We start from the raw sequence: 23512 nt of genomic DNA, 5'->3' as shown, positions 1-23512 counted from the left end.
CCGCCTCCTCAAAAAGGTTTCAACACGGCGAGGAACACCACCGCCGTGAGCACCAGCACGGGAATCTCGTTGAAGACGCGATACCAGCGATGCGAGTGACGATTGCGCCCTTCGGCAAAAGCGCGCAGCAGGCGGCCGCACGCCAGGTGATAGACGACGAGAAAGGCCACGAGCAGCGTCTTCGCATGCAGCCAGCCGCCGGAAAAGCCGAAGCCGAACCACAACCACAGACCGAAGACGATCGCCAGCACCCCCAGCGGCGTCATGAAGCGGTAGAGTTTGCGCGCCATCACCAAGAGGTGTGCCCGCACCGCCGGCTCTTCGACCATCGCCAGATTGACGAAGATGCGCGGCAGATAGAAGAGCCCGGCGAACCAGCTCACGACGAAGACGATGTGCAGGGATTTGACGACCAGCATGGACTCATTCTCCTTTTGGGCAGCTCGAATAACCTACTGCGCGGCTGCATGGCGGCGTTGCGCGGTGCTCGGATGCTCGCCTATCTTGGTTGATATGTCTCGCATCCTGCGCTCCGGGCGCCTTGCCCTGTCGCCGCTCGCGACGGTTCTTCAAGCTGCCCTCTCGTTTCGCGGCGGGCTGCGATCGCCGCCAGCACGCCCTCCACCGTCGGATGGCGCAGGCACAGGCGCAGTTCCCGCCGCAGACGCTCCGAACACAGACGGCGCGATTCTCGCATGAAGGAGGCCGTGGCGGGTGGCACCGCCGCCAGGGCATCGGCCAGGGGCAAGCGCGGCGGCGCCGGCAAGTCGAAGGTTTCCGCGAGCCGTTCGTAGAATTCGCTCAAGGTGAGCGCGCTTCGATCGACCACGTGATAGGCACGCAGGCTCGCGCCACGGAAGGTGGCAAGCCACAAGGCGCGAGCGAGATCATCGGCGTGGATGTGGTTGGTCCACACTGGCTCTTGCGGCAGCGGCCAGCCGCGGCGCAGCCGCTCCAGCGGCCAGCGATCCTCGGCGTAGATCCCCGGCGCGCGCAGGATCGACAGCCGCACGCCAAGCCGGCGCGCAAACGTGCGCCAGCGCCGCTCGGCAGCCAGCCGCCGTTTTCCCCTGCCCGTCTGCGGTCGCGGCGGATCGGATTCGCGCACCCAGGCGCCGCCGCGATCGCCGTAGATACCGCTCGTGCCGACATAGACCAGACGGCGAGGGCGCCTCCCGCCGCGGGCCAGCGCCGCCGCGAGGCGCTTCGAGCGAGGATCGTCCATCCCTTCGGCCGGCGGAGGGGCGAGCATCCACACCCAGGGCGCGAGCCCGGCGAGGCGACGCAGACTGCGCCGGTCATCGAGATCGGCGATCAGCACCTTCGCCCCCCTCTCACGCCAGGCCGTCGCCGCCTCGGGACGGCGCACCAGCGCGATGACCGACACCCCCTTCGGCAGGAAACGCATCGCCCGCGCGGCCACGTCGCCTGCCCCGACCACCAGCAATCTCCTTGCCCGCTTCATGCTATCCTTTTGCGCTTTCTGCGTCACGCTGGATGCGCAAGCCTACCATGAACGCCATCGTCCGCATCGCCGACCATGCCGGCGCCGACTTCCGCGTCGCCCCGGATCAGACCGTGCTCGAAGCGGCGCTCGCCGCCGGGCTGCTGCTGCCCTATGGGTGCCGCGACGGCGCCTGCGGCGCCTGCCGTGCCCGACTCCTCGAAGGCAAGATCGAATATACCGGCCCCGTGGCCGCCTCGGCCCTCACCGAAGAGGAACGCGCCCAAGGCTGGTTTCTACCCTGCCGCGCCCGGGCGCTCACCGATCTCGTCATCGCCGTGCGCGAGCTGCGCCGTGCCGACGACTTTCCGGTCCACAAATTCCCCGCCCGCGTCGAGCACCTGGAGCGCGCCGCCGAAGACGTGACGATCCTCACGCTCAAACGGCCGGCGAGCCTGGATTTCCGCTTCCGCGCCGGCCAATACGTAGACGTGCTGCTGCCCGACGGCGCGCGGCGCAGCTTCTCGCTCGCCAACGCCCCGGAAGAAACCGACTTCCTCGAACTGCACGTCCGGCTCGTGCCCGGCGGCCGCTTCACCACGCACGTCTTCACGGCGATGAAGCCGAAGGAAGTGTTACGACTCGAAGGGCCGCTCGGCAGCTTCTTCCTGCGCGAGGAAAGCGAAGCGCCGATCCTCTTTCTTGCCGGCGGCACGGGGTTTGCACCGATCCAGTCGATGCTGCGGCACATGCACCATGCCGGCATCGCCCGTCCCGCCACGCTCTACTGGGGGGCGCGCACGCGCGCCGGCCTCTACCGGCATGAATGGCTCGAACGCTTCGCCGCCGAGCACGCGTGGTTTCGCTACGTGCCGGTGCTCTCCGAACCCCTGGTCGAGGACCGCTGGGAAGGTCGCACCGAGCTCGTGCACCGCGCCGTGTTGCAAGACTTCCCGACGCTCTCGGGCCACGAGGTCTACGCCTGCGGCGCTCCGGCGATGATCGAAGCCGCCCAGCGCGACTTCCTGGCGCACGGTCTGGACGCCGAGTCCTTCTTCAGCGACGCCTTCACCTTCGCCACGAGCCCTACATGAGCGACAACGCCACCTTTCTGACGCGTGAACCCGCCGTCAATCGCAAACAGGCGATCACCGCCAACCGTCTCTTCCTGCATGCCTCCTCGATGCAGGCTGCGCTCGAAGAACTGGCGCGTCTGCGTCCTTGCTGGCCGAGCGCACACACGGTCTTTCTCTCTTTCGGACGCCTGGTTCCAGGGCCTGAGCTCCTCGATTGGTCCTGGCCCGAAGGGACCTTTCTCGAAATTCCCGCCCCTGCCCTCACGCATCCCAAAGTCCAGGCCCTGTTGCCCCTCGTCCATGCCCAAGGAATTCCTCTTTGCCTCGGCTGGTACGACGGCGTAAGCCCCGTCCCTCCCATCGGCGACTGGCGCTTCACCTTGGTCGATCTGCGCCGCAGTTCCGTCCCCGGACAGGCACCCGGCATTGCCCTTGCCTGGGGGCTAACCGATTCCTCTGCCTTCGCCGACACCATCGCACGAGGCTTTTCCGGCGCCTGCGGCTGGTTCTTCCTGCGCGGCACCCCCGAAGTGGTCCAGAAACGCGCCACCCCCAGCTTCGGCATCGTCCTGCAGCTCATCCAGAAACTCCAGCGCGACGCCGACATCGCCGAGATCGAAGAACTCCTCAAACGGGACGTCGCGCTCAGCTATCGGCTCTTGCGCTACATCAATTCGGCCGGGATGGGACTGATGTGCGAAGTGACCTCGTTCCGGCACGCGGTCCAGATCCTCGGCTACCGCAATCTGCTGAAATGGCTGTCATTACTGCTGCTGAATGCCTCGCAGCATCCCTCGCAGCAAGCCCTTGCCCAGACGTCCATCGTCCGCGGCCGATTCATGGAAGAGATCGGTAAAGGTTTTTTTTCCGCCGAGATCACGGAACAGCTGTTCCTGTGCGGTGTTTTTTCCATCCTCGACGTTTTGCTCGGCGTGCCGATGGTGGAAGTCCTGCAGAACATCGCCGTGAGCGAGGCGATACGAGAAGCGCTCACGCGAGGACAAGGAGAATTCGCCCCTTTCCTCGAACTTGCCCGTGCGTGCGAGAGCCCCGATGCGGCGCTGCTGCGCCATCATGCAGAAAAACTAGGGCTCGCCTCCCTGACGTTGAACCGGGCCCATCTCACGGCGCTGGAATACGCCGATCGACTCAATGCGTAAAAACGCTGCGGCGCGCAAATACGCCGCAGCGCGAGGATGCTCACTTCAGCGTCAAAATCCAGCGCACGATCTTCTCGATGTCCGCATCGGCCACCTGCGCGTTGGGCGGCATCGGCACCTGGCCCCACACCCCTACGCCGCCCTTCTTCACTTTCTCGACGAGCTTGGGCACGTCGGCTTCGGTGTATTTCTTGGCCACGTCCTTGTAGGCCGGGCCGACCAGCTTCTTGTCGACTGCGTGACAGGCCACGCAGCCCTTGGTCTTCATCAGGGTCTCGCCTTCCGTGGCGGCAAGCGCCGGTCCGGCCAGGAACAGCGCCGCAGCGCCAACCCAGAGTGCCTTGTGCATCGTACTCTCCTTTGAGTCACTGAAAAAAGTTCGAAGCGCCCGGCGAGAGGCGCTGCCGGCGTCTTCGTCGCTCCAACCGCGGCCTCTCCCGCGGCGCGAGGCGCTATGTTAACCCAAACTGAACGCGCCCACATCGTCAACCATAGCTCCGAGCGCAGGAAAAGCAAGCACCATTTACGAAGCGAAACGACCCCCCCTTCATTGCCGGATCTCTTCGGGCAGCGTCTCCGGCAGCAAGCCGACGCGCGAGGCGCGCACCGGGGAGATGTCCAACCCGCCGCGGCGGGTGTAGCAGGCAAGCACCATCAGTTCCTGCATCCCCAGGCGCCACAGGTCGCGGTAGATGCGCTCGACGCATTGTTCGTGGAATTCCTGCTGCGCGCGAAAGGAGACGACGTAGCGCAGGAATGAAGCTGGATCGATCACCGGTCCCAGGGCGTGCACGACGACGCAGCCCCAATCGGGTTGCCCCGTCACGGGGCAGTTCGACTTGAGCAGATGGCTCACGAGCCGCTGCATCCGAGGCGTTGCCTCGGCGATGCGCAGCAGCGCCGGATCGTAGCGGTAGGTCTCGATCTCCACCGGCAACTCGTCGACGCAATCGCCTGCGGGATAGCCCGGCGCGCGCTGCGGCCGCATCGAGAGCGGCGCGATCGCCACCTCCACCGCCGCCCCAGCTGCCCGCGACAGGTCGGCCCGGATCGTGGCCGCGACCGCATCGACCTCGGAAAAACGCGTGCCGCCCAAGCCGTTGAGGTAGAGTTTCAGCGACTTCGATTCGATGAGGCAGGGCGAATCGCAGGGCACGCGAAAGCGCGCGAGCGCCACCACCGGTTTGCCGCGCCCATCGAGCCAGGAGAGCTCATAGGCACGCCACTCGTCGAAACCGACGAAAGGTGGCGGGTCGAGGTCGCGGCGAGTCTGCGCCCGCGCGATCGGCGTGAGCACGCCGGGGTCGTAGGACGAAGGAACCGCCACCTGGCGACCGAGCCACAGCTCACTCATGGGTGATCATCCGAAGAGGGAATGCAGCATCTTCGCGAGCAGCGCGAGCAGCACCAAGGCGAAAATACGCTTGAGCGTGCGCACCGGCAGGCGATGAGCGAGCGCCGCGCCCAGCGGCGCGGTGAAATAGCTCACGGCGCTCACCCCGATCACCGCCGGCAGATAGACGTAGCCCAGCGAATAAGGCGGCAGACCGGGATGTCCCCAGCCCATGACGACATAGCCAATCGCGCCCGCCAATGCGATCGGCAGCCCGAGAGCGGCGGAGGTGCCAATGGCGCGATGCGCCGGCACGTTGCACCAGGTAAGGAACGGCACAGTGAGCGAGCCGCCACCGATCGCCACCAGCGCCGACACCGCCCCGATCACCGCGCCAGCTGCCGCCAGCCCCCAGGGGCCGGGCAGCTGGCGCGAAGCCTTGGGCTTGATGTCGAGCAGCATCTGCGCGCAGACGTAGGCGATGAAGCAGGCAAAGAAAATCGCCAATGGCCGCGAAGGCAGCGCAGCCGCGATGAAGGAGGCGAGGAAAATACCGATGATCACACCCGGTCCCATGGTGCGCACCACGCCCCACTCCACCGCCCCGCGCGCGTGATGCGCCCGCGAACTGCTCACGGAGGTAAGCACGATGCTCGCCATGGAGGTGCCGAGCGCCAGATGGACCACGTTCTCGGCCGGGAACCCTTGGGCGGTATAGAGCGAGGTGAGGATGGGCACCATGATCGCCCCGCCGCCCACACCGAGCAGGCCGGCGAAGATGCCGACCACGGCACCGAGCAGCGGATAAGCCAGCCACCATGCGTCCATCGTTTGCCCCCATGAAAAAACCCGGACCGAGCCGGGTTTGGTAAGGGAGATCCCCCGCGAGCGCCGATCAGGCCGATGCTCCTGAACCCGAGGTTCAGGTTGGTCGCTTTCCTTCCGCCTCAGGCACGCCCACGAAGGGCGCGCACACTGGCGGTTTCTCGGGGCCGCGACCCATCGTCACGATATTGGTTCTAGGATCGTACGACCTTCCCGAACGCCGCAGGGGAAACCTGAGGGCAGCGGCTAGAGGGGGCGGTCGTATTGACTCAAGACCCCGTCGAGCCGCGCGCCGATGAGCTCAATTCTACGCTTGAATCGCGTGATGTCAAACCCTCCCTGCTGCTGCAGTTTGACCAGATCGAGCGCCACTTCCAGCGCCGTCCACAGCACCAGTTTCTCTCCGCTCAGCCCCGAGCGTTGCGCCAGCGCAGCGATGCGCTCGTCGAGCAGCTTCGCCGCCTGGGCGAGCGGCTCCGCCTCGCCCTCCTCACACTCCAGGCGATAGGTGCGCCCCATCAGGGTCACGTCGACGTGCGTTTCAGACATCGCTCGTCTCCGCCGGTTCGAGCAGGGTCACGGCGCGTTCGATGCCGCGGATCGCCTGCGCGAGCTTGCCTTCGAGAATCCTCTTGTCGGCTTCGAGCTGCGCCACCTGGCGCTGCAGCCGCTGATTGTGCGCGCTCAGACGCTCCACGAGCTGCGCGAGCCGCTCGGCCTGACGTTCGAGATGCGCAAGTTCCGTCTCCATCGCTTACCTCCGCAGCTGCCCCAGATCGCGCACCGCCCCCGTGTCGGCGCTGGTGGTGAGCGCCGCATAGGCCTGCAGCGCCACCGAGACCTGGCGCTGGCGCGAAGCCGGGCGCCAGGCAGCCTCCCCTTTGGCCTCCATCGCGGCGCGCCGGCGCGCGAGCTCCTCGTCAGCCACCGCCAGATGGATGCGCCGCTGCGGAATGTCGATCTCGATCGTGTCGCCCTCCTCGATGAGGGCGATCGTGCCGCCACAGGCGGCCTCCGGCGAGACGTGCCCGATGGAGAGGCCCGAGGTGCCACCAGAGAAACGCCCGTCGGTGAGGAGCGCACAGGATTTCCCCAAGCCTTTGGACTTCAGATAACTCGTGGGATAGAGCATCTCCTGCATGCCCGGCCCCCCTTTGGGCCCTTCGTAGCGCACCACCACCACGTCGCCGGGCTGGATTTTGTCGCCGAGGATGGCGGCGACGGTCTCTTCCTGGCTCTCGAAGACGCGGGCACGGCCGCGAAAAACCCAGATCGACTCGTCCACGCCGGCCGTCTTGACGATGCAGCCATTCGGCGCGAGGTTGCCGTAGAGCACCGCCAGGCCGCCATCCTGGGAAAAAGCGTTTGCCCGGTCGCGAATCACGCCGGCGGTGCGATCCAGGTCGAGCGAGGGATAGCGCCGTTCCTGGGAGAAGGGGCGCTGGGTCGGCACGCCGCCGGGGGCGGCGCGATAGAACTCGAACACGTCGAGCGCCGAGGTCTGCATCACGTCCCAGTGGGAGAGCGCCGCTCGCAGCGTCGGGCTATGCACGGTGGAGACTTCGTCGTGCAAGAGCCCGGCACGCTGCAGCTCGCCCAAAATGCCCATCACGCCGCCGGCGCGATGCACGTCCTCGACGTGCACCGTGCTCACCGCCGGAGCCACCTTGCACAGGCACGGCACCTTGCGCGAGATGCGGTCGATGTCGGCCAGGGTAAACGGCACTTCGGCCTCATGCGCCGCGGCGAGCAGGTGCAGCACGGTATTGGTGGAACCGCCCATGGCCACGTCGAGCGCCATGGCGTTCTCGAATGCGGCCAAGGTGGCGATGCGCCGCGGCAGGACGGATTCGTCACCCTGCTCGTAATAGCGCTTGGCGAGTTCGACGATGAGCCGCCCGGCGCGGCGGAAGAGCCCTTCGCGGTCGCGGTGCGTGGCCACGAGCGTGCCGTTGCCCGGCAGCGCCAGCCCCAGTGCCTCGGTGAGGCAGTTCATCGAGTTGGCAGTAAACATCCCGGAGCAGGAGCCGCAGGTGGGGCAGGCCGAACGCTCGACGAGCGCGACTTCTTCGTCGCTCGCGTTGGGGTCGGCCGCCTTCACCATGGCGTCGACCAGATCGAGCGAGAGCTCCTGATCCTGCCAGCGCACCTTGCCCGCCTCCATCGGTCCGCCGGAGACGAAGACCACGGGGATATCGAGCCGCAAGGCGGCCATGAGCATGCCCGGCGTGATCTTGTCGCAGTTGGAGATGCACACCAGCGCATCGGCGCAGTGCGCATTGACCATGTATTCGACCGAATCGGCGATGAGCTCGCGCGAAGGCAGGGAATAGAGCATGCCCTGATGCCCCATGGCGATGCCGTCGTCGATGGCGATGGTGTGGAATTCCTTGGCCACGCCGCCCGCCTTTTCGATCTCCTCGGCCACGAGGCGGCCGAGATCGCGCAGGTGCACGTGCCCGGGCACGAAGTCGGTGAAGCTGTTGGCGATGGCAATGATCGGTTTGCCGAAATCCTCTTCCTTCATGCCGGTGGCGCGCCACAGGGCGCGGGCGCCGGCCATGTTGCGGCCGTGGGTGCTGGTGCGGGAACGATACTGCGGCATGGGAGATCCTCGATCCGTTGGCTGCGATGCCCGTTATTCTAGTCCCGAACCGGCCTTGGGCTACAATGAACCCGTGCGCCACATCGCGGTCTTTCTTCCATGCTCGTGCATCCGCAGTTCGACCCCATCGCCTTCTCCCTCGGCCCTTTGTCGGTACGCTGGTACGGGCTCATGTACCTCGCCGGCTTTCTCGCCTTCCTGTGGCTCGCGCCGCGTCACGCCCGTCGCCTGGGCGATGGCCGCTGGACGCGGGAGCGGCTCGACGCCCTGCTCTTCTACGGCGTGCTCGGCGTGGTACTGGGCGGGCGGCTGGGCGAAGTGCTCTTCTACCAGCCCGCCTACTATCTTTCCCATCCACTCGAGATCTTCGCCATCTGGCATGGCGGCATGAGTTTTCACGGCGGGCTCATCGGCGTGATCCTCGCCATGGCGCTCTTCGCGCGGCGCGAGGGCATGGGTTTCTGGCAGGTGGCCGACTTCGTCGCCCCGCTCGTGCCACCGGGGCTGGGATTCGGTCGGCTGGGCAATTTCATCAACGGCGAGCTGTGGGGACGTCCGGCCCCCGAGTCCCTGCCCTGGGCCATGGTCTATCCCCAAGTCGATACCCTACCGCGCCACCCATCGCAGCTCTACGAGGCATTCGGCGAAGGCGCGCTGCTCTTCGCGCTGCTGTGGTGGTACGCCGCCCACCCCCGGCCCACGGGGCGGGTCTCGGCCGTCTTTCTGATGGGGTATGGCGCCATCCGCTTCGTGTGCGAGCTCTTTCGCACGCCCGACCCCGGCATCCTCTCCTGGCTCACCCCGGCGCTGAGCACGGCGCAGTGGCTGTCGCTGGCCATGCTGCTCGCCGGTGCCGTACTCTACCGCCAGACGCGCCGCATCCCCTCTTCCGTCGACGCGAGGACGAACCCATGAGCAACGATCTGCTGAGCAAAGGACTGTCGCTGGTGCGCGGCTGGTTCGAGCCGCCGCCCGAGAAAGTGCTCGAGCGCATCCGCGACGAGCTGCGCGAATGCGCCGACCTCATCGGCGGCGAGGTGAGCGCGCGCCAGCGCGCCGCCAAGCTCGCCAAGACCTATGCCGAGCTCGACGAAAACGGCCGGCGGGCTTTCCTGCGTATCCTGCTCACCGAGTTCGGCCCCGAGCCCGAGCGCATCGACGCCGCCTACGACGCCTACCGCGCGGCGCGCGGCAGCGACGAGCAATGGCAGGCGGAAGCGGCGCTGCGCGAGAGCCTGCGCAGCCCCCGCAGCCGCATCCTCACCCAGTTCTCGGCTTCCGACGCCGGCGTGCATTTCCTCGTCGACCTGCGTGCCGAGCTGCTCGATTTCCTGCGCGACGACCCGCTGCTCGCTGCGCTCGACCTGGAACTGCAGGGTTTGCTCGCCTCGTGGTTCGACGTGGCGCTGCTGGAGCTGCAGCGCATCACCTGGCACAGCCCGGCCGACGTGCTCGAGCGCTTGATGCAGTACGAGGCGGTGCACGAAATCGAATCCTGGCAGGATCTGAAGAACCGGCTCGATTCCGACCGGCGCTGCTACGCCTTCTTTCATCCGCGCATGCCCTCGGTGCCGCTCATCTTCGTCGAGGTAGCGCTCACCGAGGGGCTCGCCGGCGACGTGCAGCAGCTGCTCGACGTCTCCGCGCCGCTCTTTGCCACCGAGCGGGCCGACACGGCCATCTTCTATTCCATCAGCAACACGCAGAAAGGGCTGCGCGGCATCTCTTTCGGCCACTTTCTCTTGAAGCGCGTGATCGACGACCTGCGCCGCGATTTTCCCAAGCTCGAGCGCTTCGCCACCCTCTCGCCCATCCCGGGGCTGGTGCGCTGGTACCGCGCGCATCCCGAGGCGCTCGCCGATGCCTTCACCGCCTCCGACTGGCGCCGGCTGCGCGCCGCCGGCGCTCCCGAAGGAATGGAACTGCTGCAGCGGCTGCTCGAGACACCCGAGATCGCCGGCACCGAAGCGTGGCGCGAGGCGCTCGCCGCGCCGCTCTTGCGCGCCGCAGCACGCTATCTGCTCGCCACGGAGAACGGCCGCGCGCTCGACCCGGTGGCGCGCTTCCACCTGGGCAACGGCGCGCGCATCGAACGGCTCAACTGGCTCGCGGACACCTCGCCCAAAGGCTGGCGCCAATCCTGGGCGATCATGGTCAACTACCGCTACGAGCCGGACAAGCTGCAGGATCGCATCGACGCCTACGAGCGCGACGGCCTCATCGAGGCGACTTCCGCAGTGCGTCGCCTCGCGCGCTAGCGCCGCCTCAAGCCGCCTCACCCACCACGAAAGCGAGCTCGCCCACGCCTTCCACCCAGGCGCGCACGCGCTCGCCCGGGCGCACGGGGCCGACTCCGGCGGGCGTTCCCGTGAGGATCAGGTCACCCGCCGCGAGCCGCCAATAGCGCGAGATCTCGGCGATCACTGCCGGCACGTCGTAGATCATCTGTGCGAGGTCGCCGCGCTGGCGTGGCGTACCATCAACCTCCAGACCGATCTCGCCACGGCGCAGCACTTCGCCCGGCTTCGGCAGGATCGTGGAGATCGGCAGCGAGGCGTCGAACCCCTTGGCCACGTCCCAAGGCCGGCCTTTGGCTTTCGCCTCCGCCTGCAAGTCGCGCCGCGTCATGTCTAGCCCCACCGCGTAGCCATAGATCGCTTCCGCGGCTTCCTCTGGGGAGAGCTCCCGGCCTCCGCCGCGCAGCGCCACCACCAGTTCGACTTCGTGGTGCACTTCTTGGGTGGCCGGCGGATAGGGCCAGCGCGCCTCGGCATCGTGAGGATGCCAGACGGCGTCGGCCGGTTTCATGAAGAAGAACGGCGGCTCGCGGCTCGGATCCCCTCCCATCTCGCGCGCGTGTTCGGCGTAATTGCGCCCCACGCAGAAGATGCGGCGTACAGGGAAGAGCCCGCCGCAGCCCACCGGCACTACCGGCAGCACCGGCGCAGGAATCACGAATTCTTCACGGGACATGATCGACTCCTCATTGGACTTCCGGCGCGATTCTACGCTGCCTTGACGCCAGGTAAAAATGCAATAAAATGGCAAAAACTCCAAACGAAACCCCGCCATGAACGATCCGGATTTTTCCCGGTGCATCCGCGATGCCGGCGGCCGCGTGACCGCGGCGCGTCTGGCGGTATTGCGCTGCCTGGCGGCGGCCGAAGAGCCGCTCACGCCCGACGAAGTACTGGAGCACTTGACCCAAACCCCCGGCCATGTCCCCGACCGGGTCACCATCTATCGCGCGATCGACTGGCTCTCCGCCCATGGCCTGGTACGGCGTCTGGCGACGGTGGGACGCGCCGCCCGCTATGAACCGGTCGAGGATCGGGAAGCGCACGCCCATTTTCAATGCCGCCGCTGCGGCCAGACGCGCTGCCTGCCCGCGCCCTCTCCCCCACTGCCGGCGCTGCCGCCAGGGTATGTCGCCGAACGTGTCGAACTGGTGATCCACGGCCTGTGCGCCGCCTGCCGCGCCGGAGAAAATGCATGAGCGCTCGATCCTTGTGGACGCTGGGCATCCTCGGCCGCCTCGGTCTGGCAGCGTTGCCCTTGGGGCTCATCTGGCTGCTCTACTTTTGGGGGACCCGATGAACACCCCGAGCATCGTCCTGCACGACCTCACCGCCGGCTACGGTCGACATCCGGCCATCCACCATCTGCACGCCACGATCCCCTGCGGTGCGCTGCTCGCCGTGGCCGGCCCCAACGGCGCGGGCAAATCCACACTGCTCAAGGTGCTCGCCGGCGAACTCAAGCCGATGACGGGCCATGTCAGCCTGCCGGCGCCATGCCGGCAGCGGCTCGCCTACCTCACACAGCAGCCGACCTGGTCGCTCGATTTTCCCGTCGACGTCCACGATGCCATTGCCATGGGATGTTGGCCTTGGCTCGGCCCGTGGCGCGCCTTCGACGAGGCGGCGCACCGGCGCGTTGCCGATGCCATCGCCGCAGTCAAACTGCAGGGGTTCGAACACCGTCCGCTCGAATCGCTCTCCGGCGGTCAGCTGCAGCGGGTGCGCTTTGCCCAGATCATCGTGCAGGATGCCCGCCTCATCCTGCTCGACGAGCCGTTCAACGCGCTCGACGAAACCACAGAAGAAGAATTCCTCACCCTCATCCACCGCTGGCACGAAGAAGGGCGCACGGTGATCGCCGTACTGCACGATCTCGCCCGCGTGCGCCGCTACTTTCCCCTGACCCTGTTGCTCGCACGCGAGCTCGTCGCCTTCGGCCCCACCGAGCAAGTTTTGTGCGCCGAATACCTCGACCGCGCCCGGCGCCATGCGGAAGCCTTCGACGAACATGCCGCGCCCTGTCCGCTGCCTGTGGACGAGGAGAAAGACGAGGTCGCCCCATGACCCTGCCCGAGCTCATCACCCCGTTTGCCGACTACGACTTCATGCGCCGGGCGCTCGCCGGCGCCTCGATGCTCACCCTGGGCGCCACTCCCGTGGGCGTCTTTCTCATGCTGCGCCGCATGAGCCTCATGGCCGACGCGATGAGCCATGCGGTGCTCCCTGGTGTGGCTGCCGCCTATTTCTTCTCCGGCCTGTCGCTGGGCGCGATGACGCTCGGCGGGCTGACCGCAGGCGTGCTCGTGGCAATCGCCACCGGCTGGGCGGCGCGCCACTCGGTGCTCTTCGAAGACACCGCCATGGGAACCTTCCAGATCCTCTCGCTCACCGCCGGCATCCTGCTCATGACCGCACACGGCCGCCCCGTGGACGTGCTGCAGCTGCTCTTCGGCTCCATCCTCGCCATCGACCGCGACACGTTCACCCTCATCGCCCTGGTCGCTTCCGCCACGCTGGTGCTGCTCGCCCTGGGCTGGCGCATCCTCGTGCTCGAATGCTTCGACGCCCCTTTCTTGCGCCGCTACAGTCCGCGCCTGTCGGCCTTGGCGCACTACGGCTTCCTCGTGCTGGTCGTGCTCAACCTCGTGGCCGCCTTTCACGCCATCGGCACCCTGCTCGCGATCAGCGTGCTGATCCTGCCCGCCGCCACGGCCCGACTGTGGGTCAATGGCCTGGGCAAGGCGCTCGTGCTCGCCGCCGGCTGCGGCATCCTGGGCAGCTACCTCGGGCTCGTCGCCTCTTTCCGCTGGGATCTGCCCGCTGGCCCGGCAATCGCACTCGCGCTCGCGCTTCCCTATCTTTGCTCGCTCTTTCTTGCCCCTCACGGATTCCTGCGCCGGCGCCGCCCGCGCAAACAGCACCTCGAAAACTGACCGGAGCTCCCCATGCCGACCATCCGCCGTCGCCTTCTCCTCGCGCTCGCCGCTGCACCGTTCCTCTTCCTCTCCCCCGTCGGCGCCCGGGCAGAAGCCCCCTTGCGCGTCGTCGCCACGTTCTCCATCGCCGCCGACTGGGTGCGGCAAGTGGGCGGCGACCGGGTCGAAGTCACGGCCCTCATCGGCCCCGATGCCGATGCCCACGGCTACCAGCCCAAGCCCTCGGATACCCGCGCCCTCAAGGAAGCCTCCCTCGTGGTTGGCATCGATCTGGGGTTCGATGACTGGATCGAACGGCTCGCCCGCAGCGTCGGTAAAAAACCGATCGTGATGCTGGGTGAGCTGCTGCCGCCCGAAGACCTCCTGCCCGCCGGAGAGACACACGACGAGCACGATGACGACCACCATCACGGCGCCTTCGACCCCCACTTCTGGCAAGATCCGCGCCTCGTGGCCAAGGTGATGCCGATGCTGGCCGAAGCCCTGGCCCAACGCGACCCCACGCACGCCGACGACTACCGGCGCCGCGCCGCCGACTATGCTCGAAGCCTCGAATCCCTGTGGCACACCTGGAACGAGCGCTTTGCCACCTTGCCGCCCGAATCCCGCCGCGCCTACACCAATCATGACGCATTCCGCTACCTTGCCCGCGCCTACGGCCTGGAGCTCATCGGCATCCAGGGCGTGGTGCCGCATGGCGAGCTCAGCGCCAAGGCGCTCGCTGCGCTCTCCGACCGCGCCCGGCGCGAGGGCATCCGCGTTGCCTTCCTGGAGAACGTCTCCGACCCCCGCCTCGTCGAACAGCTGCGCCGCGAAGCCGGGCTTACCGTGGGCGGACGCCTCTATTCGGACGCCCTCAGCGGCCCCGGCGGTGCTGCGCCGACTTACCGCGACCTCGTCGAGATCAACGCCCGGACGCTCCACGACGCCTTGGCGGCACCCAACCCCTGATCTTACCCAAGGGCGCGGATCGGTGGTTTCTGCGCTATCCTATGCAAAAAGCTGGCCGGGATCGGGCAAGCGGCCTCGTCGCCGCGCATCATCCCCGATCCGGCCCTCCCCGCATCGAGGTGCCATGAACCGTCGCTTTCGCCGTCTCTTCCTCTCGCTGGGCCTCGTCACGGCCTGCTCCTGTGTGCTCGCCCAATCGCCCCATCCCCCCATGGATGCCGCCGCACCGGCCGAATCGCCGGCAGAAGCACTCGACGGCGAAACGGTCTATTGGACGCTCATCGGGGAGCTCGCCCTGCGCCAGCAAGAGTACGGCCGGGCCACGCAAGCCTTCCTGCTCGCCGCCCGCCATGCCCGCTCGGCGCAACTCGCCCGCCGCGCGGCCGAGATCGCCGCCATCACGCGCCAGGGAGATGCCCTCAACCGCGCCCTCGCCCTCTGGCGCCAGATCGAACCCGATACCGAAGCCATCGAGCGCTTCGAGCGCATGCGCGCCGAGCTCGATGCCCAGCGCGAAAAAGCCGTCTTGGCGCAGCTCGACGAAATCCTCAAACGCCACCCCGAACAGCTGCCGCAGAACCTTCTCGGCCTGAATGCCGCCCTTGACGAGCTGGGCGATGCCGAAATGGCGCGCCGCATCATCGAGCTCGCCACCACCCCTTACCTCGAATACCCGGAAGCGCAGCTGGCCCGCGCCGAAGCCGCCCGCCGCGCCGGCGACCTCCCCGCCGCGCGCCAGGCGGCCGAGCACGCCCTCACCCTGCGCCCCGACTGGGATCTCGCGCTCGCGCTGTGGGCCGAAATCCTCGGCGAGCAGGGCGACACGGCCACCGCCATCGCCCGGCTCGAATCCTATCTGCAGGAACACCCCTACGCCCGCGTCGTGCGCTTCACGCTCGCCAAGCACCTCGCCGTCACGCCCGGGCGCGAAGAAGAATCCCTCCAGCACCTCGAAAAACTGCTCGCCGACGCCCCTGACGACGCCCAATTGCTGCAGGCCGTGGCCCTGATGGCCGAGCGCACCGGCCACGTCGACCGCGCCATCGCCGCGCTCAAGCGCGCCATCGCCAAAGCGGGAGACAACACCGATTTCCTGCGCCTGCAGCTCGCCCAGCTCTACCTCACCGCCGGCCAGCCGCGGCGCGCCGAATTCGAACTGCGCAAGATCTCCCATCCCGATCTGGAAGACGAGAGCAAGCGGCTGCTCGCCCAGGCGCTGGCCAAGCAAGGCAAGATCGAAGCCGCGTTCGATACGCTCGACCAGACCCGCGCCGTGCTCGACCCCAAAACCGAGGTGCTCCTGAAAAGCCGCCTGCTGCAAGACGCCGGCCGGCTCGAAGACGCCCGCGATTGGGTCGACGAGGCAATCGCCGAGCTCGGCGACGAACCCGAGCTCCTCTACGAATACGCCATGATCCTGGAAAGACTCGGCCAGCACGAAGCCGCCGAAGGCCACCTGCGCAAGCTCGTCGCGCTGCACCCCAACTTTGCCCACGGTCTCAACGCCCTGGGCTATCTGCTCGCCGATGCCAACCGCGATCTCGACGAAGCCGAGCGGTTCCTCACCCGCGCGCTCACGCTCGCCCCCAACGACCCCTTCATCCTCGACAGCGTCGGCTGGCTGCGCTACCGCCAAGGCCGCCCCGAAGAAGCGTTGACGCTGCTGCAAAGCGCCTATCGCCGCCAGTACGATCCCGAAATCGCCGCCCACCTGGTCGAGGTCCTCACCGTGCTCGGGCGGCATGAAGAAGCCCAAGCCCTGCTCGAGCAGGCGCTCGGCCGCTCGCCCGATGCCGAAGCGCTGCGCCGCGTACAGCGCTGGCTGCGCCAACAGGGCCAATGAGTCGTCCTTTCGCGGCGCGATGCGCACTCCTGGCAGCGCTCTTGCTGCCCTACGGCTGCGCTACCGTCCCCGGAAACGCGCCCGAACCCCCCGCCGCGACCCCTGCCCCGCTGCTGACCCAATTCCGCCTCACAGGGCGGCTTGCCGCCGATGACGGCGAACATCGCTTCGCCACTGCATTTGCCTGGAGTCACACGCCAAGCCGCGCCGAACTCTCCCTTTTCGCCCCCACCGGCCAGACGCTGGCGCGGCTCACCCTCGAAGACGGCGATGCCGCGCTCGCCACGGCCGAAGGCGAACGGCACGAAGCCGACGCCGCAGCGCTCCTCGAACCCCTTCTCGGCTTCTCCCCGCCGCCGCTTTCCGCCCTCACCGCCTGGATCCAGGGCGACCCCGGCCCCGCGCCCGACCGCATTGAGCGCGACCAAGCGGGCAGGCCCTATCGCGTCTGGCATTCCGGCTGGATCGTCACCTTCGATTCCTGGCAGGACGATCGCCCGCGCCGGCTGACGATCGAGCGCGGTGCCGCCCGGCTCGTGCTGCTGCTCGACACCTGGAGTTCCGAACCATGACTGATTGGCTCACGGGCTGTCCAGCCCCGGCCAAGCTCAACACCTTCCTGCACGTGGTCGGACGGCGTGAAGACGGCTACCACCTGCTGCAATCGCACTTTCGCCTCATCGACTGGAGCGACACGCTCGACTTCGCCCGCCGCGACGACGGACTCATCCGCCGTACGCACGAACTCCCCGGCGTGCCGGAATCGGCCGATCTCACGCTTCGCGCCGCCCGTCTGCTGCAAGAGCGCCTCGGCACCCCGTACGGAGTCGACCTCACCCTGCACAAAGTCCTTCCTGCCGGCGCCGGCCTGGGCGGAGGCAGCTCGGATGCCGCCACCACCCTGATCGCCCTCAACCGCCTCTGGAACGGCGGGCTTTCCCGGGCCCAGCTCATGGAACTCGGCCTGCAGCTCGGCGCCGACGTCCCCTTCTTCCTCTTCGGCGAAGACGCCTTCGTCGAGGGCATTGGCGAGCGTCTCACCCCTTACCCTGGCCCCGAGCGCTGGTTCGTAGTCTTGTGGCCAGGCATCCACGTCCCCACGGCCCAGGTTTTTGCCTCGCCCCGCTTGACAAGGAATACCCCCATTGGCACAATAGCGTCTCTCGCAGCGACGCCTCTGCGAAACGATCTCGAACCCGTGGTAAGAGCGTTGTTTCCAGAAGTCGATGCGGCGCTCGAATGGCTCGCCCGGCATGCCGGAATGGCCAGGATGAGCGGATCGGGCAGTTGCGTGTTCGCCGAATTCGCCGAGCCCTCCGAGGCCGAGCGCATTGCCGCCCAAGTCCCTTCGGGCTGGCAGGCGAAGGTCGCGCGAACGCTGCACCGCCATCCGCTCCACGATTGGCTCTGAGCGCCGCTGCGAACCGGTTACTTGGGGAGTCGCCAAGCTGGTCAAGGCACCGGATTTTGATTCCGGCATTCGAGGGTTCGAATCCTTCCTCCCCAGCCAACACGACGGGCAGGCGCCTCTCGCCTGCCCGTTTCGACTTTCGCGGGTCTGGTCCCGTGACGACGGACTCGGGTGCGGAGAATACGCATGCCTCGCGGCAGCATGATGGTTTTCACCGGCAACGCCAACCCCAAGCTCGCCCAAGACGTGGTGCGGCGCCTGGGAATACCCCTTGGAGCAGCCACGGTCGGGCGCTTCTCCGACGGCGAAATCAACGTCGAGATCCTGGAAAACGTCCGCGGTCAGGACGTCTTCATTCTACAGCCCACCTGCGCCCCGACCAACGACAACCTCATGGAGCTCATCGTCCTGGTCGACGCGCTCAAGCGCGCCTCGGCCTGGCGCATCACCGCCGCGCTGCCCTATTTCGGCTACGCGCGGCAAGACCGTCGCCCCCGATCGGCCCGCGTGCCCATCACCGCCAAGGTGGTGGCCAACATGCTGCAGGCCGTGGGCGTTCAGCGCGTGCTCACCATGGATCTGCACGCCGACCAAATCCAGGGCTTCTTCGACATCCCGGTGGACAACATCTACGCCACCCCCGTGCTGCTCGACGACCTGGAAAAACAGCGCTATGAGAACCTCATGGTCGTCTCGCCCGATGTCGGCGGCGTCGTGCGCGCCCGCGCGTTTGCCAAGCGGCTCGACTGCGACCTCGCCATCATCGACAAGCGCCGTCCCAAGGCCAACGTCTCGGAGGTGATGAACATCATCGGCGAAGTCAAGGGGCGTACCTGCGTCATCATGGACGACATCGTCGACACCGCCGGCACGCTGTGCAAGGCCGCCCAGGCGCTCAAAGAGCACGGCGCCACCCGCGTGCTCGCCTATTGCACCCACCCCGTGCTCTCGGGCACGGCGGTCGCCCGCATCCAGGATTCCGAACTCGACGAGCTCGTGGTCACCGACACCATTCCGCTGCGCGACGACGCGCGCGCCTGCCCCAAGATTCGCCAGATCTCGGTGAGCGCGCTCATCGCCGACACCCTGCTGCGCATCAGCAACGAAGAGTCGGTGAGCTCACTCTTCAGCGAATGATCCACGAATAAATTTCCCGGCGCCCCGGCGCCGGATCTTCCGCCGCCTGGTCGCGGGCGGCACCCAGCAACCGCAAGGAGAAACCCCGATGCAAATCACCGTGAAAGCCAGCCGGAGAACCGAGCAGGGAACGCGTGCGAGCCGCCGCCTGCGTCGTGCCGGCCGCGTGCCCGGTATCGTCTATGGTGGCGACAAGGCACCCCAGCCGATCACGCTCGATCACAACGAGATCTACCATCAGCTCAACAACGAGGCCTTCCACGCCTCCATCCTCATGCTCGAAATCGACGGCGAACGTGAATCCGTCCTGCTGCGCGACGCCCAATGGCACGCCTACAAGCCGCTCGTGCTGCACGTCGACTTCCAGCGCGTCTCGGCCAACGAGAAGATCCACCTCAACGTGCCGCTGCACTTCATCGGCGCCGAAGAAAGCCCCGCGGTCAAGCTCGGCGGCTGCATCGTCAGCCACGTGCTCACCGAAGTGGAGGTGCGCTGCCTGCCCAAGGATCTGCCCGAATACCTCACCGTCGATCTCTCCGGCCTGCAGCCTGAACAGTCGCTGCACCTGTCGCAGCTCAGCCTGCCGCCCGGCGTCGAGATCGTGCACCACGGTGAAGGCGATCCGGTCGTGGCCACGGCGCTCAAGGTGCGCGGCGAAGCCGAGGGTGAGGGCGGCGAAGCGGCTGCCAGCTGATCCCCCATTCGGCCATGACGCAACTACCCGGCGCGGCGCCGCGCCTCGTGGTCGGCCTCGGCAACCCCGGGGCCGAATATGCCCAAACCCGGCACAACGCCGGGTTTTGGTTTTGTGAGCGGCTCGCCAAGCTGCTCGGCATCGCGCTCGTGCCCGAGTCCCGCTTTCACGGCCTCGTCGGCCGCGCGGGCGAGCTGCGGCTGCTCCTGCCCACCACCTACATGAACCGCAGCGGCCTGGCGGTGGGAACGCTCGCGCGCTTCTTTCGCATCGAACCCGAAGCGATCCTCGTGGTCCATGACGAACTGGATCTCGCGCCCGGCGACGTGCGCTTGAAATTCGGCGGCAGCCACGCCGGTCACAACGGTCTCAAGGATATCCAGGCGGCACTGGGCACCGACCGCTTCTGGCGCCTGCGCCTGGGGATCGGCCACCCCGGGCAGCGCGACGCGGTGATCCACTACGTGCTCAAGCCCCCCCGCGCCGAAGAGCGCCAGGCGATCGAGGAGGCCATCGAACGCGCGCTCGCCACCTGGCCCGACATCGCCGCCGGGCGCTGGGAACGCGCCATGGGGCACATAAACGCCAAACCCAAACCGCCCAAGAGCGGCCCAACGGACAAGGAAAGAAGCTCATGAGTCTGCGCTGCGGCATCGTCGGACTACCCAACGTCGGAAAATCCACCCTCTTCAACGCCCTCACCAAGGCCGGAATCGAAGCGGCCAACTACCCCTTCTGCACCATCGAACCCAACGTGGGCGTGGTCGAAGTGCCCGACCCGCGCCTGGCCGAACTCGCCCGCATCGTGCAACCACAGCGTATCGTCCCGGCCATCGTCGAGTTCGTCGACATCGCCGGGCTGGTGGCTGGCGCGAGCAAGGGCGAGGGTCTGGGCAACCAGTTCCTCGCCAACATCCGCGAGACCGATGCCATCGTGCACGTCGTACGCTGCTTCGAAGATGCGAACGTGGTGCACGTCGCGGGCGGCGTCGACCCGATCCGCGACATCGAGGTGATCGACACCGAACTGGCGCTCGCCGATCTCGCCACGGTGGAAAAGGCCCTCACCCGCTGGCGCAAGCCGGCGCAGTCCGGGGACAAGGAGGCCAAGGCGCTCGTGGCCGTGCTCGAACAGGTCTACGCCCAGCTCGACGCCGGCAAGCCGGTGCGCGCGCTCGCGCTCGGCAAAGAAGAGCGGGCGCTCCTCAAGCCCCTCTTTCTGCTCACCGCCAAGCCCGTGCTCTACGCCGCGAACGTGAGCGAGAACGGTTTCACCGACAACCCGCTGCTCGAAGCCGTACGCGAACACGCCTCCGCCGAAGGCGCCGAAGTCGTCCCCATCTGCGCCGCGATCGAAGCCGAGATCGCCGAGCTCGACGACGAGGACAAACAGGCTTTCCTCGCCGAGATGGGGCTGGAAGAACCGGGACTGAACCGGCTCATCCGTGCCGCCTACCGGCTCCTGGGTTTGCAAACCTACTTCACCGCCGGCGTCAAGGAAGTGCGCGCCTGGACCATTCCCATCGGCGCCACCGCCCCGCAGGCGGCCGGGGTGATTCACACCGACTTCGAACGCGGATTCATCCGTGCCCAGACCATCTCCTATGAAGATTTCATCCGCTGCGGCGGTGAGCACGGCGCCAAGGAAGCCGGCAAGATGCGCGCCGAGGGCAAAGACTACGTGGTTCAGGACGGCGACGTGATCCACTTCCTCTTCAACGTCTGAACACACCACGGCACCATGTCGCCGTCCGATCCCGCCCCCCCTTCTCCGCGTAGCGCCTGGGCCCTGCTGCTGTTCGTCGTCATCCTCTGGGGGGCCAACTGGCCCATCATGAAATACGGCCTGCAGTACATTCCGCCGATCGCGTTTGCCGCGGCGCGCATGGTGCTCGGGACCGCCATCCTCGCCGCCGTGGCTGCCTGGCGCGGGCAGCTGAAGTGGCCGCACCGTGAGGATTGGCCCGTAGTCGTTAGCGTCGGTCTGCTGCAGATGGCCGCCTTCAGCGCCCTGGTCAACCTCGGCTTGCAATACGTCTCCGCCGGGCGCTCGGCCATCCTCGCCTATACCACGCCGCTGTGGGTGCTGCCGCTCGCCGTATGGCGGCTGCGCGAGCCGCTCACGCGCCTGCGACTGCTGGGCGTCACCCTAGGGCTTGCCGGCGTGCTGATCCTCTTCAATCCGCTTGCCTTCGATTGGCATGATCCTCAGGTGCTGTTCGGCAACGGGGCGCTGCTGCTCGCGGCGCTCCTGTGGGCGGTACTGATCGTGCAGGTACGGGGCCATCGCTGGCGCGGCACGCCGCTTTCGCTCGCTCCCTGGCAGACGGGCATCGCCGCCCTGGTGCTGCTGCCGCTCTCCCTTGCGCTGGAAGACGTCGCCCACATCCGCTGGGAAGCGCCGCTGTGGGCCATCCTCCTCTACAACGGACCGATCACCACCGCCTTCTGCTTCTGGGCGATGATCACCGTCACGCGGGCGCTGCCCGCCATCACCACCAGCCTCGCCACCCTGAGCGTGCCGCTGGTGGGCTATCTCGCCTCCATGGCCATGCTGGGCGAGACGCTGCCGTGGAACGACCTCGCTGGTTTCGTGTTCATCCTCATCGGGCTGGTGGCTGCCACGCTCGACGACGCCTTGCGCCATCGGCGCGGCCGAAAAAACCGAAGTTAAAACTATTCGTAATTGTCAGGTCCCGGATGATTGCATCGATCCGCGACGTCGTGCATTATTCCTGGGTCGTGAAACGATGCTCGAGTTGATCAAGGAGCTCAAGAGCCCTCCATATTAGTTTGACTGTGTCAATAAATAGACGAGATTGTCGATAATACCATCATCCTTGTGTACGGGGGTGGAGAGATGGCGATTGACGAGGAGCTGGCGGTTTATTTGGAGCGGTTGGCTGGGGTATTGGGTCATGCGGATCGGCGGGTTGGATTACGGGACTACTGTCGAGGGCTGATGCTGCCGATCAAGCGAAAGAGCATCGAGCCCTTGGCTGCCCATGTGGATCCCTTGCGTGTGCAGGCGAAGCATCAATCCTTGCATCACTTCGTTGCCCAATCGGCGTGGTCGGATGAGGCGGTGCTGGCAGAGGTCAGAGCGATCGTAGAGCCGGTGCTTGGCACGGAACGGGGCTGCTACTGGATCATCGACGATACGGGAATCCCGAAGCAGGGAAAGCACTCGGTGGGGGTCGCCCGGCAATACTGCGGGCAACTGGGCAAGACCGAGAACTGCCAGGTTGCCGTGAGCCTGTCGCTTGCGAGTGAGAAGGGCAGCCTGCCGATCGCCTGGCGGCTTTATCTGCCGGAAGAATGGACGCGGGATCGCGAGCGCTGTCGCCGGGCTGGAGTACCTGACGAGATCGCGTTTGCCACCAAGAATGACCTGGCCTTGGCGCAAGTCAAAGCGGCGCTGGATACGGACGTGACACCGGGCATCGTGCTGGCCGATCCGGCCTACGGTGATAGCGCGGCATTTCGTGACCAACTGACCGAGTGGGGTCTGCTCTACGCGCTCGGCACGCGCGCGACGACCAGCGTCTGGCCGCCGGGCGTGGAACCGCTACCGCCGATGCCCACGCTCGGGCGCGGTCGCCCGAGCAAGAACCTGCGCCGTGCACCAGGGCATCAGCCGGTGTCGGTCAAAGATCTGGCCATGAACCTGCCTGCGAGCGCCTACCAGAGCGTGAGTTGGCGCGAGGGCACGAATGAGACCTTGACCTCCCGCTTTGCGGCCGTGCGGGTTCGCACCGCCTACAAAGGGGAACCTCGATCAACTCCCGTTTTCCGGG

At 66.9% G+C, this 23512-nt stretch carries 26 protein-coding genes, 1 tRNA gene and 1 other RNA gene; 18 read left to right on the top strand and 10 right to left on the bottom strand.

Annotation, left to right across the window (positions count from 1 at the left end):
• Positions 1–8 precede the first annotated feature (8 nt).
• Together OA56_RS02105 and OA56_RS02100 are read right to left on the bottom strand one after the other, a co-directional pair.
• Positions 9–419: a CopD family protein gene (locus OA56_RS02105; RefSeq protein ID WP_055422872.1), complete on the bottom strand. Its 411-nt coding sequence runs from the start codon at positions 417–419 to the stop codon at positions 9–11.
• A gap of 80 nt (positions 420–499) precedes the next feature.
• Positions 500–1441, bottom strand: coding sequence for an NAD-dependent epimerase/dehydratase family protein (locus OA56_RS02100; protein WP_461583281.1), 942 nt, complete (start codon positions 1439–1441; stop codon positions 500–502).
• Positions 1442–1512: 71 nt separating this feature from the next.
• Between OA56_RS02100 and OA56_RS02095 the strand changes: the two genes are divergently transcribed.
• The gene (locus OA56_RS02095) at positions 1513–2538 is read left to right on the top strand and encodes a CDP-6-deoxy-delta-3,4-glucoseen reductase (protein ID WP_461583280.1); all 1026 of its coding nucleotides are present in this window, start codon (positions 1513–1515) and stop codon (positions 2536–2538) included.
• Positions 2535–3680, top strand: coding sequence for an EAL and HDOD domain-containing protein (locus OA56_RS02090; protein WP_461583279.1), 1146 nt, complete (start codon positions 2535–2537; stop codon positions 3678–3680). The genes OA56_RS02095 and OA56_RS02090 overlap by 4 nt, the downstream gene beginning before the upstream one ends.
• 40 nt (positions 3681–3720) lie before the next feature.
• Here the strand turns inward: OA56_RS02090 and OA56_RS02085 are convergent, their stop codons facing one another.
• From OA56_RS02085 to ilvD, 7 genes are all read right to left on the bottom strand, one after another.
• Positions 3721–4029, bottom strand: a complete 309-nt coding sequence (locus tag OA56_RS02085) for a c-type cytochrome (protein ID WP_461583278.1) — start codon at positions 4027–4029, stop codon at positions 3721–3723.
• 198 nt (positions 4030–4227) lie between these two features.
• Positions 4228–5034 carry an NADPH-dependent 7-cyano-7-deazaguanine reductase QueF gene (gene queF, locus OA56_RS02080; RefSeq protein WP_461583277.1) on the bottom strand — a complete coding sequence of 269 codons (807 nt, stop codon included), beginning with the start codon at positions 5032–5034 and terminating at the stop codon, positions 4228–4230.
• A gap of 6 nt (positions 5035–5040) precedes the next feature.
• A complete protein-coding gene (locus OA56_RS02075) occupies positions 5041–5841 on the bottom strand; it encodes a sulfite exporter TauE/SafE family protein (protein ID WP_055422876.1) in 801 nt (266 codons plus the stop codon).
• A gap of 47 nt (positions 5842–5888) precedes the next feature.
• A non-coding RNA gene (gene ssrS / locus OA56_RS02070) (6S RNA) lies at positions 5889–6070 on the bottom strand.
• A gap of 14 nt (positions 6071–6084) precedes the next feature.
• Positions 6085–6387, bottom strand: a complete 303-nt coding sequence (locus OA56_RS02065) for a cell division protein ZapA (RefSeq protein WP_055422877.1) — start codon at positions 6385–6387, stop codon at positions 6085–6087.
• Complete coding sequence (locus OA56_RS02060; protein ID WP_037989428.1) at positions 6380–6589, bottom strand: hypothetical protein; 210 nt, start codon at positions 6587–6589, stop codon at positions 6380–6382. The genes OA56_RS02065 and OA56_RS02060 overlap by 8 nt, the downstream gene beginning before the upstream one ends.
• Before the next feature lie 3 nt (positions 6590–6592).
• On the bottom strand, positions 6593–8443 hold the full coding sequence (gene ilvD, locus OA56_RS02055) for a dihydroxy-acid dehydratase (RefSeq protein ID WP_461583276.1): 1851 nt from the start codon (positions 8441–8443) through the stop codon (positions 6593–6595).
• Between the two features lie 99 nt (positions 8444–8542).
• Between ilvD and lgt the strand changes: the two genes are divergently transcribed.
• Together lgt and OA56_RS02045 are read left to right on the top strand one after the other, a co-directional pair.
• Positions 8543–9358, top strand: coding sequence for a prolipoprotein diacylglyceryl transferase (lgt, locus tag OA56_RS02050; protein WP_461583275.1), 816 nt, complete (start codon positions 8543–8545; stop codon positions 9356–9358).
• On the top strand, positions 9355–10701 hold the full coding sequence (locus OA56_RS02045) for a malonyl-CoA decarboxylase (protein WP_055422880.1): 1347 nt from the start codon (positions 9355–9357) through the stop codon (positions 10699–10701). Before lgt ends, OA56_RS02045 begins: the two co-directional genes overlap by 4 nt.
• Positions 10702–10708: 7 nt before the next feature.
• Here the strand turns inward: OA56_RS02045 and OA56_RS02040 are convergent, their stop codons facing one another.
• On the bottom strand, positions 10709–11416 hold the full coding sequence (locus OA56_RS02040; protein WP_461583274.1) for a fumarylacetoacetate hydrolase family protein: 708 nt from the start codon (positions 11414–11416) through the stop codon (positions 10709–10711).
• Positions 11417–11513: 97 nt separating this feature from the next.
• Between OA56_RS02040 and OA56_RS02035 the strand changes: the two genes are divergently transcribed.
• The 14 genes from OA56_RS02035 to OA56_RS01970 all read left to right on the top strand — a co-directional run.
• Positions 11514–11939: a Fur family transcriptional regulator gene (locus tag OA56_RS02035; protein WP_141056663.1), complete on the top strand. Its 426-nt coding sequence runs from the start codon at positions 11514–11516 to the stop codon at positions 11937–11939.
• A gap of 97 nt (positions 11940–12036) precedes the next feature.
• The gene (locus tag OA56_RS02030) at positions 12037–12807 is read left to right on the top strand and encodes a metal ABC transporter ATP-binding protein (RefSeq protein WP_141056662.1); all 771 of its coding nucleotides are present in this window, start codon (positions 12037–12039) and stop codon (positions 12805–12807) included.
• A complete protein-coding gene (locus OA56_RS02025) occupies positions 12804–13676 on the top strand; it encodes a metal ABC transporter permease (RefSeq protein WP_461583273.1) in 873 nt (290 codons plus the stop codon). The genes OA56_RS02030 and OA56_RS02025 overlap by 4 nt, the downstream gene beginning before the upstream one ends.
• Positions 13677–13688: 12 nt before the next feature.
• On the top strand, positions 13689–14630 hold the full coding sequence (locus tag OA56_RS02020; RefSeq protein WP_055422885.1) for a metal ABC transporter substrate-binding protein: 942 nt from the start codon (positions 13689–13691) through the stop codon (positions 14628–14630).
• 124 nt (positions 14631–14754) lie between these two features.
• On the top strand, positions 14755–16473 hold the full coding sequence (locus OA56_RS02015; protein ID WP_461583272.1) for a tetratricopeptide repeat protein: 1719 nt from the start codon (positions 14755–14757) through the stop codon (positions 16471–16473).
• On the top strand, positions 16470–17045 hold the full coding sequence (locus OA56_RS02010; RefSeq protein WP_055422887.1) for an outer membrane lipoprotein LolB: 576 nt from the start codon (positions 16470–16472) through the stop codon (positions 17043–17045). The genes OA56_RS02015 and OA56_RS02010 overlap by 4 nt, the downstream gene beginning before the upstream one ends.
• A complete protein-coding gene (ispE, locus tag OA56_RS02005; RefSeq protein WP_055422888.1) occupies positions 17042–17884 on the top strand; it encodes a 4-(cytidine 5'-diphospho)-2-C-methyl-D-erythritol kinase in 843 nt (280 codons plus the stop codon). Before OA56_RS02010 ends, ispE begins: the two co-directional genes overlap by 4 nt.
• A gap of 22 nt (positions 17885–17906) precedes the next feature.
• Positions 17907–17983 (top strand) — tRNA-Gln (locus tag OA56_RS02000).
• Between the two features lie 87 nt (positions 17984–18070).
• On the top strand, positions 18071–19021 hold the full coding sequence (locus OA56_RS01995) for a ribose-phosphate pyrophosphokinase (RefSeq protein WP_055422889.1): 951 nt from the start codon (positions 18071–18073) through the stop codon (positions 19019–19021).
• An 88-nt stretch (positions 19022–19109) separates the two neighbouring features.
• Positions 19110–19715, top strand: a complete 606-nt coding sequence (locus tag OA56_RS01990; protein WP_055422890.1) for a 50S ribosomal protein L25/general stress protein Ctc — start codon at positions 19110–19112, stop codon at positions 19713–19715.
• A 14-nt stretch (positions 19716–19729) separates the two neighbouring features.
• On the top strand, positions 19730–20353 hold the full coding sequence (gene pth, locus OA56_RS01985; protein WP_461583271.1) for an aminoacyl-tRNA hydrolase: 624 nt from the start codon (positions 19730–19732) through the stop codon (positions 20351–20353).
• Complete coding sequence (ychF, locus tag OA56_RS01980; protein ID WP_461583270.1) at positions 20350–21441, top strand: redox-regulated ATPase YchF; 1092 nt, start codon at positions 20350–20352, stop codon at positions 21439–21441. Before pth ends, ychF begins: the two co-directional genes overlap by 4 nt.
• A 15-nt stretch (positions 21442–21456) precedes the next feature.
• Positions 21457–22389, top strand: coding sequence for a DMT family transporter (locus OA56_RS01975; protein ID WP_461583269.1), 933 nt, complete (start codon positions 21457–21459; stop codon positions 22387–22389).
• A 186-nt stretch (positions 22390–22575) separates the two neighbouring features.
• The coding region (locus OA56_RS01970; RefSeq protein ID WP_461583268.1) for an IS701 family transposase at positions 22576–23512 on the top strand (937 nt) is incomplete at its 3' end.

Source organism: Tepidiphilus sp. HLB4 (genome assembly GCF_054823945.1).
The sequence above is the reverse complement of the archived record's forward strand: the minus strand, read 5'-3'. Positions and strand labels throughout refer to the sequence as shown.

What these genes read in the sequence shown, in the direction of transcription:
- OA56_RS02040 (WP_461583274.1), bottom strand. Translation starts at nt 11,416, where the DNA reads ATGTCCCGTGAAGAATTCGTGATTCCTGCGCCGGTGCTGCCGGTAGTG.
- OA56_RS02105 (WP_055422872.1), bottom strand. Translation starts at nt 419, where the DNA reads ATGCTGGTCGTCAAATCCCTGCACATCGTCTTCGTCGTGAGCTGGTTC.
- ilvD (WP_461583276.1), bottom strand. Translation starts at nt 8,443, where the DNA reads ATGCCGCAGTATCGTTCCCGCACCAGCACCCACGGCCGCAACATGGCC.
- pth (WP_461583271.1), top strand. Translation starts at nt 19,730, where the DNA reads ATGACGCAACTACCCGGCGCGGCGCCGCGCCTCGTGGTCGGCCTCGGC.
- OA56_RS02095 (WP_461583280.1), top strand. Translation starts at nt 1,513, where the DNA reads ATGAACGCCATCGTCCGCATCGCCGACCATGCCGGCGCCGACTTCCGC.
- queF (WP_461583277.1), bottom strand. Translation starts at nt 5,034, where the DNA reads ATGAGTGAGCTGTGGCTCGGTCGCCAGGTGGCGGTTCCTTCGTCCTAC.
- OA56_RS02090 (WP_461583279.1), top strand. Translation starts at nt 2,535, where the DNA reads ATGAGCGACAACGCCACCTTTCTGACGCGTGAACCCGCCGTCAATCGC.
- OA56_RS02010 (WP_055422887.1), top strand. Translation starts at nt 16,470, where the DNA reads ATGAGTCGTCCTTTCGCGGCGCGATGCGCACTCCTGGCAGCGCTCTTG.
- OA56_RS02065 (WP_055422877.1), bottom strand. Translation starts at nt 6,387, where the DNA reads ATGTCTGAAACGCACGTCGACGTGACCCTGATGGGGCGCACCTATCGC.
- OA56_RS02035 (WP_141056663.1), top strand. Translation starts at nt 11,514, where the DNA reads ATGAACGATCCGGATTTTTCCCGGTGCATCCGCGATGCCGGCGGCCGC.
- ispE (WP_055422888.1), top strand. Translation starts at nt 17,042, where the DNA reads ATGACTGATTGGCTCACGGGCTGTCCAGCCCCGGCCAAGCTCAACACC.
- OA56_RS02085 (WP_461583278.1), bottom strand. Translation starts at nt 4,029, where the DNA reads ATGCACAAGGCACTCTGGGTTGGCGCTGCGGCGCTGTTCCTGGCCGGA.
- OA56_RS02030 (WP_141056662.1), top strand. Translation starts at nt 12,037, where the DNA reads ATGAACACCCCGAGCATCGTCCTGCACGACCTCACCGCCGGCTACGGT.
- OA56_RS02075 (WP_055422876.1), bottom strand. Translation starts at nt 5,841, where the DNA reads ATGGACGCATGGTGGCTGGCTTATCCGCTGCTCGGTGCCGTGGTCGGC.
- OA56_RS01990 (WP_055422890.1), top strand. Translation starts at nt 19,110, where the DNA reads ATGCAAATCACCGTGAAAGCCAGCCGGAGAACCGAGCAGGGAACGCGT.
- OA56_RS02025 (WP_461583273.1), top strand. Translation starts at nt 12,804, where the DNA reads ATGACCCTGCCCGAGCTCATCACCCCGTTTGCCGACTACGACTTCATG.
- OA56_RS02015 (WP_461583272.1), top strand. Translation starts at nt 14,755, where the DNA reads ATGAACCGTCGCTTTCGCCGTCTCTTCCTCTCGCTGGGCCTCGTCACG.
- OA56_RS01975 (WP_461583269.1), top strand. Translation starts at nt 21,457, where the DNA reads ATGTCGCCGTCCGATCCCGCCCCCCCTTCTCCGCGTAGCGCCTGGGCC.
- OA56_RS02020 (WP_055422885.1), top strand. Translation starts at nt 13,689, where the DNA reads ATGCCGACCATCCGCCGTCGCCTTCTCCTCGCGCTCGCCGCTGCACCG.
- OA56_RS01995 (WP_055422889.1), top strand. Translation starts at nt 18,071, where the DNA reads ATGCCTCGCGGCAGCATGATGGTTTTCACCGGCAACGCCAACCCCAAG.
- lgt (WP_461583275.1), top strand. Translation starts at nt 8,543, where the DNA reads ATGCTCGTGCATCCGCAGTTCGACCCCATCGCCTTCTCCCTCGGCCCT.
- OA56_RS02060 (WP_037989428.1), bottom strand. Translation starts at nt 6,589, where the DNA reads ATGGAGACGGAACTTGCGCATCTCGAACGTCAGGCCGAGCGGCTCGCG.
- ychF (WP_461583270.1), top strand. Translation starts at nt 20,350, where the DNA reads ATGAGTCTGCGCTGCGGCATCGTCGGACTACCCAACGTCGGAAAATCC.
- OA56_RS02045 (WP_055422880.1), top strand. Translation starts at nt 9,355, where the DNA reads ATGAGCAACGATCTGCTGAGCAAAGGACTGTCGCTGGTGCGCGGCTGG.